Annotated in this window: 11 protein-coding genes and 1 pseudogene; 9 read left to right on the top strand and 3 right to left on the bottom strand. The window is 70.4% G+C overall.

Annotated features, from left to right (window positions below):
- Nucleotides 1-146: 146 nt before the first annotated feature.
- From G1H10_RS24725 to G1H10_RS24715, 4 genes and pseudogenes are all read left to right on the top strand, one after another.
- Nucleotides 147-644, top strand: a complete 498-nt coding sequence (locus G1H10_RS24725) for a hypothetical protein (RefSeq protein ID WP_163742988.1) — start codon at nt 147-149, stop codon at nt 642-644.
- 46 nt (nt 645-690) lie between these two features.
- Nucleotides 691-1,170, top strand: a pseudogene (locus G1H10_RS34135) (NAD(P)-dependent oxidoreductase); the annotation flags it as partial.
- Nucleotides 1,144-1,554: an NAD-binding protein gene (locus G1H10_RS34130; RefSeq protein ID WP_312856639.1), complete on the top strand. Its 411-nt coding sequence runs from the start codon at nt 1,144-1,146 to the stop codon at nt 1,552-1,554. The pseudogene G1H10_RS34135 and the gene G1H10_RS34130, both read left to right, overlap by 27 nt.
- Nucleotides 1,551-3,125, top strand: a complete 1,575-nt coding sequence (locus G1H10_RS24715; protein ID WP_163742984.1) for an aldehyde dehydrogenase family protein — start codon at nt 1,551-1,553, stop codon at nt 3,123-3,125. The genes G1H10_RS34130 and G1H10_RS24715 overlap by 4 nt, the downstream gene beginning before the upstream one ends.
- Before the next feature lie 47 nt (nt 3,126-3,172).
- Here the strand turns inward: G1H10_RS24715 and G1H10_RS34755 are convergent, their stop codons facing one another.
- The gene (locus G1H10_RS34755; protein WP_216853626.1) at nt 3,173-3,964 is read right to left on the bottom strand and encodes a CPBP family intramembrane glutamic endopeptidase; all 792 of its coding nucleotides are present in this window, start codon (nt 3,962-3,964) and stop codon (nt 3,173-3,175) included.
- Nucleotides 3,965-4,037: 73 nt separating this feature from the next.
- Here G1H10_RS34755 and G1H10_RS24705 point away from each other — a divergent pair, with 73 nt between their 5' ends.
- The 5 genes from G1H10_RS24705 to G1H10_RS24685 all read left to right on the top strand — a co-directional run bounded on the left by G1H10_RS24705 (nt 4,038) and on the right by G1H10_RS24685 (nt 7,953).
- Nucleotides 4,038-4,523, top strand: coding sequence for an NUDIX hydrolase (locus G1H10_RS24705; protein WP_163742982.1), 486 nt, complete (start codon nt 4,038-4,040; stop codon nt 4,521-4,523).
- Between the two features lie 178 nt (nt 4,524-4,701).
- Nucleotides 4,702-4,983, top strand: coding sequence for a metal-sensitive transcriptional regulator (locus tag G1H10_RS24700; protein ID WP_163742980.1), 282 nt, complete (start codon nt 4,702-4,704; stop codon nt 4,981-4,983).
- A gap of 34 nt (nt 4,984-5,017) precedes the next feature.
- Complete coding sequence (locus G1H10_RS24695; RefSeq protein WP_163742978.1) at nt 5,018-5,239, top strand: heavy-metal-associated domain-containing protein; 222 nt, start codon at nt 5,018-5,020, stop codon at nt 5,237-5,239.
- A gap of 78 nt (nt 5,240-5,317) precedes the next feature.
- Nucleotides 5,318-7,609 carry a heavy metal translocating P-type ATPase gene (locus G1H10_RS24690; RefSeq protein ID WP_163743006.1) on the top strand — a complete coding sequence of 764 codons (2,292 nt, stop codon included), beginning with the start codon at nt 5,318-5,320 and terminating at the stop codon, nt 7,607-7,609.
- Nucleotides 7,610-7,752: 143 nt separating this feature from the next.
- Nucleotides 7,753-7,953 carry a hypothetical protein gene (locus G1H10_RS24685; protein WP_163742977.1) on the top strand — a complete coding sequence of 67 codons (201 nt, stop codon included), beginning with the start codon at nt 7,753-7,755 and terminating at the stop codon, nt 7,951-7,953.
- A 147-nt stretch (nt 7,954-8,100) separates the two neighbouring features.
- Here G1H10_RS24685 and G1H10_RS24680 read toward each other — a convergent pair whose 3' ends face one another.
- Nucleotides 8,101-8,529, bottom strand: a complete 429-nt coding sequence (locus G1H10_RS24680) for a hypothetical protein (RefSeq protein WP_163742975.1) — start codon at nt 8,527-8,529, stop codon at nt 8,101-8,103.
- A gap of 138 nt (nt 8,530-8,667) precedes the next feature.
- Complete coding sequence (locus tag G1H10_RS24675) at nt 8,668-9,987, bottom strand: hypothetical protein (protein WP_163742974.1); 1,320 nt, start codon at nt 9,985-9,987, stop codon at nt 8,668-8,670.
- Nucleotides 9,988-10,023: the final 36 nt, after the last annotated feature.

The raw sequence follows: 10,023 nt of genomic DNA, 5'->3' as shown, positions 1-10,023 counted from the left end.
AACGAGGCCGCCAGCCTGCTACCGGGCCCCCTGGCGGTTACCCGGACCGGACTTTCACCGGCAAGCGACGACGAGCACACGAATCAGTCGTCAACCACTCATCTGATCAACCACCAATCACTACTGGACGCACAGGAGGCAAGAGCATGAGCGTCGACGACACCACCGCCGGGGCGCAGCCGCGCCTGGCCCGCGAGAAGATCGCACTGCTGCCGCACCTGCGCGACCTGGCCCTGATCAGCGTCATCGGGTGGGCCCTGCAGCTGCTGGCCACGGACCTGACCCCGCTCGCGGCACTGGGCGGCATGGCCGGCCTGTACGCGATCTGCGTGGGCGGGCTCCTGCTGGCCCGTGTCGCGCCGTTCTACCTGCCCAGCGTCGCCTGGATCTCGCTGCTGGGAATCGCGGCCACGGTGCCGTTCGCCCCGTGGGACCAGGCCGTGCTCGGCGTCGTCGAAGAGATCGACTTCCTCGCATTGAGTGTGCCCTGCCTCGCCTACGCCGGTCTCGCGGTCAGCGGCGACGAGGTGGCCATCGCCAAGCGGACCGGCTGGAAGCTCGCCGTGATCGCGGTCTTCGTGCTCGCGGGCACGTACTTCGGCTCCGCCGTCATCGCCGACATCGTCTTGACCATCACCGACTGACCGTTCGCAGCACAGCACGGCACCGCACAGCGCAAGAAGAGGAGCGCATCGCACCATGCCAGACACCGTCGCCGTGATCGGACTCGGCAACATGGGGGCCGGGATCGCCCGTACCCTGGCCGCCACCGGTTACGACGTTCTCGGGGTCGACCCGTCGCCAGACGCACCCGCGCGTGCCGGCGCGGACGTCACCCTCGTCCAGCTCCAGCACGCGTGGCAGCGCGCGGCGACCGTCGTGCTGTCCCTTCCCGGCTCGCCGCAGGTGGAGTCGGTCCTGCTGGGCCAGGGTGGGCTGGTGCCGGCCGGCGTCACGCATCGGCTCGTCATCGACACCTCCACCAGCGACCCGCTCTCCACCCGGACCATCGCCCAGCGGCTGACCGCCGACGGGCACGGCTTCGTCGACGCGCCGGTCAGCGGCGGCCCGTCCGGCGCCGCGCAGGGCACACTCACCGCGTTCGTCGGCGGCGAGGACGAGGCCGTGGCCGAGGCGAAGAGCGTGCTGGACGCGATCACGGCGCACTCCGTGCACGTCGGCGGGCCCAGTGCCGGCCACACCGCCAAGCTGATCAACAACCTGCTGTGCGCCACCCACCTGCAGATCACCGGCGAGGCGCTGCGTGTCGCACAAGCCGCCGGCCTGGATCCGGAACGGGTGGTGGACGCGGTCAACGCCGCTTCGGGCCGGAGCGCGGTCACCGAGATCAACCTGGCACGGTGGGTGCTGCCCGGCACGTTCGACTCCGGTTTCACTCTCGGCTTGATGGCGCGCGACGTCGCCTTGGCGGCCCAGACGGCAACCGCGCTCGGCGTCGACGCCCCGCTGGTCGACGACGTCAACCGGACCTGGCAGCAGACTCGGGACCGGCTCGGAGCCGAGGCGGACTTCAATCGGATGGCACAGCCATGACCGGCCCCACCGTGACCATCGACCAGTCCACCAGCCCTACCGACCTGGTCGCCGAACTCTGGGCCTGCTGGTTCGGCCCGGACCGGCCGGTCGCCGGGTTCGTCGGCGACGACCTGCGCCCGGGCGACGGCGCTCCGATCGGCCTAGAGGATCCCGCGACCGGAACGCTGCTGCTCTCGTACTCCGACGGGGGTACCGCCGCGGCGGCGGAGGCGGTCGACGCCGCCGTCGCCGGGGCCGCCGCATGGCAGGCGCTGACCGCATCCGAGCGGGGCCGGCTGATGTGGGAACTGGGCCGCAGCGTGCGTGCCGCCGGCGACGGGCTGAGCCGGTTGGAGGCGATCGTCGCCGGCAAGCCGCTGAACGACGCACGGGCCGAGGTCGCCAAGGTCGCCGAGATGTTCGAGTACTACGCCGGCTGGGCGGACAAGCAGCACGGCGAGGTCATACCGGTCCCGACATCCCATCTGAATTACACGCGGCGCGAGCCGTACGGTGTGGTGGCGGCGATCACGCCGTGGAACGCACCGATCTTCACCGCCGGGTGGCAACTGGCTCCCGCACTCGCCGCCGGGAACGCGATGGTGCTCAAACCGTCCGAACTGACCCCGCTGACGTCCGTCGTGCTGGCCAAGCTGGCGCTCGACGCGGGCCTCCCCGCAGGCACCGTGACCGTCCTGGCCGGCCTGGGTGGCACCGCGGGCCACGCACTGGTCACCCACCCGCGCGTCGGCAAGGTGGTGTTCGTCGGATCGCCACGGACCGGGCGGCGCATCGCCGTCGCCGCGGCGGAGCGGCTGACGCCGTGTGTGCTGGAACTCGGCGGGAAGTCCGCCAATATCGTCTTCGCCGACGCCCACCTCGACCGCGCGGTCGGTGGTGCGGCGGCGGCCGTCTTCGCCGGCTGCGGCCAGAGCTGCGTCGCCGGCTCCCGCCTGCTGGTGCAGCGCGGCGTCTACGACGAGGTGGTGGACCGGCTGGGACGCCTGGCCGAGCGGATCCGGCTCGGGCACCCGCTCGCCGACGGCACCCAAGTGGGCCCCGTGCAGAACCGGGCGCAGCTGGAACGGATCCGGCAGCTCGTCACCGCCGCGGTCGACGGCGCGGGTGCCGGAGCCGGTGCGGGAACTCTCGTCACCGGCGGCCGCGCCGGGCATCCAGCAGAGGCGTTGCGCGACGGGTTCTTCTACCAGCCGACGGTGATCCGTGACGTGGACAACCAGGCGCCGATCGCCCGCCAGGAGGTGTTCGGGCCGGTCGTCGTCGCCATCCCGTTCGACGACGAGGACGAGGCGGTGGCGATCGCGAACGACTCCGAGTTCGGCCTCGCCGGCGCGGTGTGGACCCAGGACGTGGGCCGGGCACACCGAGTGGCCGGCCGGCTGCGGGCCGGAACCGTCTGGATCAACAGCTACAAGACGATCAGCGTGATGTCGCCGTTCGGCGGGTTCAACGACAGCGGATACGGCCGCTCCAGTGGCCTGGACGGATTGCTGGAGTACAGCCAGCCGAAGTCGGTATGGACCGAGACCGCGACCGACCCGTCGCTGCCGTTCGGCTACGGCGGGTGATCTCGGCCCGTGCCCTGAGCGGGACGGTGCGCAGGGACCGCCGTGCCTCAGGGCAGGTCGAGAACGTCGGCGAACAGCTCGTATCCGACGAAGGAGACCACGTCGAGCAACGTGTGCGCCACCACCAGCGGCATCACCCGCCTCGTACGGTGATACCACCACCCGAACAGCACCCCCATGGCGACGTTGCCCAGCGCCATCCCGTAGCCCTGGTAGAGGTGGTACGAGCCGCGCAGCAACGCGCTGGCGGCGATCGCCGCCGGAACCTGCCAGCCGAGCTGCCGGAGCCGCTCCATCAGGTAACCGACCGCCACGACCTCTTCCAGCAGCGCGTTCTTCAGCGCCGAGAGGATGAGCACCGGAACGGTCCACCAGTACTGGTCCAACCCGCTCGCTGCGATCTGCACGTTCATGTTCAGCGCATGCCCGATCAGGTACACGCCGATGCCGGGGACGCCGACGACCAGCGCGAGCCCGGCGCCGATCGACAGGTCACGCCACGGCTGAGTGGCGTCCAGACCGATCCGGCGGAGAGCCGAACGCCCCGGTGCCGACAGCAGGTACAGCGCCAGCGCCACCGGAACGATCGCGAACCCCAACCTCAGCAGCTGGTACACCAGGTCGATGTACTCGAAGTCGCTCCTGCTGGTGTTCATGGTGGTCCGCTGCTGGGAGAGCGGAACGTCGCGCGTGGCCTGTTCGGCCAGGCGTTCGATCAGACGCACCACCGCGTAGACGCCGGACTGGCCGAGGGACAGCCCCAGCACGATCCACACCTCGACACTCAGCCGCCGCCGGGTGCGCGTGTCGATCAGCGGTTCCTGGGCGGTTTCGGTCACCCTACGAGGGTAATCCCGGCTGCTGTGCCATCCGGCCGGTCGGTGATGATGGACGCATGGTGAGGACGGTCCAGTGAGCGCTGAGCAGAACGATCCGGACAACACGGTCCGGGCCGCCGGCGGGGTGGTGTGGCGCCCCGCCGGCGACGAGGTGGAGATCGTCGTCGTGCATCGGCCGAAGTACGACGACTGGTCGCTGCCGAAGGGCAAACTCGATCCGGGTGAGACGTTCGGTGACGCCGCCGTCCGCGAGGTTCTGGAGGAGACCGGCGTCTCGGCCGAGCTTGGCCGCTTTCTGGACGAGGTGCGTTACGTGGATCGCAGTTCGCGTCAGCACCCGGACGGACGGCCGAAGACGGTCCGATACTGGGAGATGCGGGCGATGGGCGGCAGTTTCGAGCCGCATCGCGAGGTGGATGCGATCCGCTGGCTTACCCCGGATCAGGCACTCGGCGTCCTGACGCACGAGCTGGACCACCGGATCGTCCGCAGGTTCGTCGCGCTCGACCTTGACGCGGACGTGGACGTGGACGTGGACGTGGACAGCTCGACGCCGTAGCGATCGGCGTCGCCGGCCGGACGTTCGCTATCGCACGGCGCCACACCCGGCCACTCGCCGTCGCGCGCCACACCCGGCCACTCGCCGTCGCTCGGCGACACCCCGGACCTCGACACGAAATACCCTAGGGGGGTAGAGTGTTGGAGATAGCGGTGCCACGTTTCCAGGGAAGGATGCCATGGCGAGCAACAGCGAATCCAAAGAGAAACACCTCATGCGGCTGCGGCGGATCGAGGGCCAGATCAGAGGCCTGCAGCGCATGGTCGAAGAAGACAAGTACTGCATCGACATCCTGACCCAGGTCACCGCCGCCACCCGGGCGCTCCAGTCGTTCTCGCTGGAGCTGCTCGACAACCACATCGCCACTTGCGTCGTTGATGCCGCGCGTGCGGGCGGTGAGGAGTCCGACCAGAAGGTCCGCGAGGCCCAGGAGGCCATCGCCCGCCTGGTCCGTTCCTGATCAGCATCTCCACCGTTCCGAGAGGGGTTCCGATATGAGCAACACCACCACGTACAAGGTCACCGGCATGACCTGCGGCCACTGCGTTTCCGCGGTCACCTCCGAGGTCTCGAAGATCGGTGGCGTCTCCGACGTGCAGGTCGATCTCGCCTCCGGCGACGTCGTCGTCACCAGCGCCGCGCCGCTGGACACGGAGGATGTGCGCGCCGCCGTGGACGAGGCCGGGTACGAGCTCGCCGCAACCACCACGACATGAGCGTCGACCGCCGGTGAAACGACGTTGAGTACCGAGACTCGAACCGACGCCGGCCGGATCGAGCTGTCGATCGGCGGCATGACCTGCGCCTCGTGCGCCGCCCGGGTGGAGAAGAAACTCAACCGGATGGACGGGGTCACCGCCACGGTCAACTACGCGACCGAGAAGGCTCAGGTCAGCTTCGGCGATCACATCCACGTCGACGACCTGATCGCGACGGTCGAGGCCACCGGATACACCGCCACACCTCCTCCACCACCGGCGCCGGCAGCTGGAGACGGCTCCACGGCCGGCGACGGCTCGCCCCCGGGCGGCGGTCTGGCACCGTCCGCCGCCCGGACCGACGACGAGGTCACACGTTCGGCACGGACCCGGCTGGTGATCAGTGCCGCGCTGTCGCTGCCGGTGATCGCGATGGCGATGATCCCGGCGTTGCAGTTCGACGACTGGCAGTGGTTATCGCTCGTGTTGGCCGCTCCGGTGGTGGTCTGGGGCGGATACCCCTTCCACCGGGCCGCGTGGATCAACCTGCGCCACGCCGCCGCCACCATGGACACCCTGATCTCCATGGGCACGCTCGCGGCCATGCTGTGGTCGTTGTATGCGTTGTTCCTGGGCGGTGCCGGAGAACCAGGGATGTCCCATCCGTTCGAGCTCACCGTCAGCCGCGGCGACGGCGCGTCGAACATCTACCTGGAGGTCGCCGCCGGCGTCACCACGTTCATCCTGGCCGGCCGGTACTTCGAGGCGCGTTCCAAGCGACGGGCCGGCGCGGCGCTGCGAGCCCTGCTGGAACTCGGCGCCCAGGACGTCGCCGTCCTCCGGGACGGCCAGGAGGTCCGGATCCCCGTCGAGCAGCTCGTCGTCGGCGACCGGTTCGTCGTCCGCCCCGGTGAGAAGATCGCCACCGACGGCGTCGTCGAGGAGGGCAGGTCCGCGGTCGACGTCTCGATGCTCACCGGCGAGTCCGTTCCGGTCGAGGTCACCGTCGGCGACGGCGTCGTCGGCGCCACCGTCAACGCGGGCGGCCGGCTGGTGGTGCGGGCCACGCGCGTCGGTTCGGACACTCAGCTCGCGCAGATGGCCCGGCTCGTCGACGAGGCACAGTCCGGCAAAGCCGAGGTCCAGCGGCTGGCCGACCGCATCTCCGGGGTGTTCGTCCCGATCGTCATCGCTCTGGCCGCGGCGACGCTCGGGTTCTGGCTCGGCAACGGTGACGGCGTGGGCGCTGCGTTCACCGCCGCCGTCGCCGTCCTGATCATCGCGTGCCCGTGCGCACTCGGCCTGGCCACCCCGATGGCGTTGATGGTGGGCACCGGGCGAGGCGCACAGCTGGGCATCCTCATCAAGGGCCCGGAGGTGCTCGAGTCGACGCGCCGTATCGACACGATCCTGCTGGACAAGACGGGCACCGTCACCACCGGACGGATGACGCTGGTAGACGTGGTCCCCGCCGAAGGCGAACGGCGGGAGGAGGTGCTGCGCCTGGCCGGCGCATTGGAGGATGCGTCGGAGCATCCGATCGCCCGTGCCATCGCCGGAGCCGCCCGGGACGAGCCGGCCGGCGATACCCTCCCCGCCCCCTCGGAGTTCGTCAACGTCGAGGGCCTCGGCGTACGTGGCGTGGTGGACGGCCGGTCCGTCGTCGTCGGGCGTCCGGCGCTGCTGCGGCAGACGTCGTGGGAGACCGGATCCGACGACGACGCGGCACGGGGCCTCCAGGATCTGCCGTCGTCGCTGGCCGGCGCGCGCGCCGGCGCCGAGGCCGCCGGACAGACGGTGGTCGCCGTGGCCTGGGACGGCCGCGTGCGTGGGCTGCTCCTGGTGGCGGACACGGTGAAGCCCACATCGGCCCAGGCCGTCACCGAACTGCGCGAACTCGGCCTCACACCGATGCTGGTGACCGGCGACAACGCCACCGTCGCCGGGACCGTCGCTTCGTCCGTCGGCATCGGGCCGGATCAGGTGATCGCCGAGGTCCTGCCCCGCGACAAGCTCGACGTCGTCGCCGGTCTGCAGTCCGAGGGCAAGGTGGTCGCCATGGTCGGGGACGGGGTGAACGACGCCGCCGCCCTGGCCCGCGCCGATCTGGGACTGTCCATGGGAACCGGGACGGACGTGGCGATCGAGGCCGGCGATCTGACCCTGGTCCGGGGTGACCTCCGGGCGGCCGCCGAGGCGATCCGGCTCTCTCGCCGTACCCTCCGCACCATCAAGGGCAATCTGTTCTGGGCGTTCGCGTACAACGTGGCCGCGCTGCCGGTAGCCGCCGCCGGGCTGCTGAACCCGATGATCGCGGGTGCGGCGATGGCGTTCAGCTCGGCCTTCGTGGTGAGCAACAGCCTGCGGCTGCGCCGGTTCGCCCGCTGAAGGTGGTCGCCGCGCAGCCCCGAAACCGTAACAAATCGGACGACCAGGGGTGGCGATCTTACCCAGTTGAGCGGATAATGTGCAGCTGGTAAGTGTCCGCCTGCGGGACAACGGAGTCGCGCGCCTCCACCGGGAGGTCCATCATGAGCGACGACCGCCGCCTTGACCTCGAGTTCGCCTACACGAGTTTCCGGGATTCCTGCCGGGACCTCTACTCGCTGCACTACCGCTGCCGCCGGCCGCTCGGCCACCACGGTGTGCACGCGGCCGGCTTCGGCGAGCACCGGGTCCGCTGGACGCACCACCACGACGCCGATCTGGACGCACCGCTGCCGACGCACTGACGCCGACACGGTCGCACGGCTTCGTTCTCGCGGTCTCAGGTAACGCTCGTCCGCCCTCAGGCGGGCGTCATGGGCTCACGTCACGCGTGGCCGCACCTGGCGGGCCGGATGCGTAACCTGAGCCCATGACGCGTCTACGTCGTCCGCTCACGCCGCGATCGCGCGGCGGAGTCCTCCCGCTTGGGCGACCGCGAACCCGGCGACGACGGCGGCCTGCAGCAGGATCCAGACGATCCCCGCGGTGGACGCGTCGAACCATCCCGATGCGGCGACCACGATGCTGTCCGCCACCCACAACGCGTTGAGCACGATGACGGTCCGTACCACGGCGCGGCCGACCGTCGAACGCATCGACATCGCGACCAGAACCAGTCCGTAGACGACCAGGAACGCGCCGGCCGGTACCAGCAGGGCCGTGGGCAGGCCCAGCAGGTCACTCAGCGCGCCCGCGGCGACCACATAGGCCAGACCGTTCAGCGCCGATACGGCGCCGTCGATCTCCAGGGCCCAACGCAGCAGCGGGTTCTCTCGGACGCGGACGACGTTTCCCGCTCGATTGATCGTGTCCATGGCCATGGTGACCATCTCCCTCTCGGTGTCTCGGTGCTGGGCGCCTCGGTGTCGAGGCCACCGCCACCATGGCCGCGCACCCACTGCCATCTGCAGACATGGCACTGCCAACTACTGCCAGTTGCCCGGTCGGACATCCGCCGGCTACTGCCAGTCGCGCGTCCGCAGGTCTGCCGCGACCACCCGGGTCGCCGCGTTCTGCCAGTTGTACAGCGTCCGCTCGGGCACGTACCGGCGGAACCAGTCGAAGGCCCGCCGGGACGTCTCGTCCATGCCGCTCAGGTCCGGTTGCCGCCGATACGGCCGCAGGCCCGCCACGTACGGGAAGTAGAGAGCGTTGTAGTGCCGCCATTCCTCGCTGGTGCCGAACTCCTGATCCGGCGGCTTGAGCCGCTCGATGCACTCCAGCAGCATCGCTTTCAACTCGATCGCCCGGTCCAGAGAGTGATCTTCGCGCCCGCGCTCGACCAGCCTCTTATCGATGGCGGGGAGGGCGGTCAGCGGATTGGCCAGCAACTTCCCCAGGTCGCCGTAGTGCCGTAACGCTTCCCGCACCAGGCGAGCGAACCCGTCGTCGTCCAGCTTGGCCAGCCGCTCGTGCTCGTTCCGCCGGGGCAGGGCGTCCGCGGCGTCGCGCAGCTCGGCACGTTGCGTACGCACCTCGGCTGCACCGGCGAACACCAGCCGGTCGAGCACCGCCTGCAGCGGGCTGGCCAGGGTGACCACGGCCACCGCGGTGCCGACCACCCCGAACGCCAGCGGCAGCAACCCGTCCGGATCCGCGGTGCCCACCGCCACCAGGCCGAACTGGCCGCCGAGCACCAGCGCGACCAGACCGGCGCCCATGGCTGACCGGCGCAGATCCGTGGCGAGCGCCTCTCCGGACTCGACGGCGTTCGACGCCGCGACGACCGCTCCGAGCACGAGCAGGTCGACGCCGATCGCGCCGATGACCAAGACGTCCGGCAGCCAGCCCATCGGCATGAGCAGGGCCGCCACTCCCAGGCCGAACAGCAGGCTGGCCAGGATCACCAGGCCATCACGGATCCCGTGCCCGCGACGCGCCCGGATCAGAGCGGCCACGGAGACGAGCAGCGGCGCGAGCACCACGGCGGCCGCCACCACGCGCCATGGTCCGCCGGCGGCGGTCGCCAGCACCAGGCTTGTCACACCCGCCGGGACGGCCCCGGCGGACCAGAGCCGATCCGCGCGTGCTCGCCACCGATGGTCCGCCGGCAGCAGGGCGATCAGCACCCCGCTCCAGATCAGCGCCGGCAGCCCGGCCAGCACCTCGTGTGCGTGCTCGGGCAGCGCGCCGTCGAACGGCGCGAACGCCAGCGCCAGCGCGTAGGCGAGCAACCCGAGGCCGGCCCTGCGCATGGTGGCCCGCCACGGATCACGGCCCAGCAGGTACAGCCCCAGCCACCACGCGATGGTGAAGGCGACAAGGGTCAGTCCGAGCACACCAGCAGCGTAGCCCCGGCACACGCGGTGATCGTC

The sequence above is a fragment of the Phytoactinopolyspora halotolerans genome (assembly GCF_010550675.1).
In the GTDB taxonomy this organism is placed as follows: Bacteria; Actinomycetota; Actinomycetes; order Jiangellales; family Jiangellaceae; genus Phytoactinopolyspora; species Phytoactinopolyspora halotolerans.
This window is presented reverse-complemented; position numbering and strand designations above follow the sequence as displayed.

Excerpts from the sequence above, each read along its gene's own strand:
- G1H10_RS24725 (WP_163742988.1), top strand. The coding sequence starts at position 147 with ATGAGCGTCGACGACACCACCGCCGGGGCGCAGCCGCGCCTGGCCCGC.
- G1H10_RS24715 (WP_163742984.1), top strand. The coding sequence starts at position 1,551 with ATGACCGGCCCCACCGTGACCATCGACCAGTCCACCAGCCCTACCGAC.
- G1H10_RS24700 (WP_163742980.1), top strand. The coding sequence starts at position 4,702 with ATGGCGAGCAACAGCGAATCCAAAGAGAAACACCTCATGCGGCTGCGG.
- G1H10_RS24695 (WP_163742978.1), top strand. The coding sequence starts at position 5,018 with ATGAGCAACACCACCACGTACAAGGTCACCGGCATGACCTGCGGCCAC.
- G1H10_RS24690 (WP_163743006.1), top strand. The coding sequence starts at position 5,318 with ATGACCTGCGCCTCGTGCGCCGCCCGGGTGGAGAAGAAACTCAACCGG.
- G1H10_RS24685 (WP_163742977.1), top strand. The coding sequence starts at position 7,753 with ATGAGCGACGACCGCCGCCTTGACCTCGAGTTCGCCTACACGAGTTTC.
- G1H10_RS24680 (WP_163742975.1), bottom strand. The coding sequence starts at position 8,529 with ATGGCCATGGACACGATCAATCGAGCGGGAAACGTCGTCCGCGTCCGA.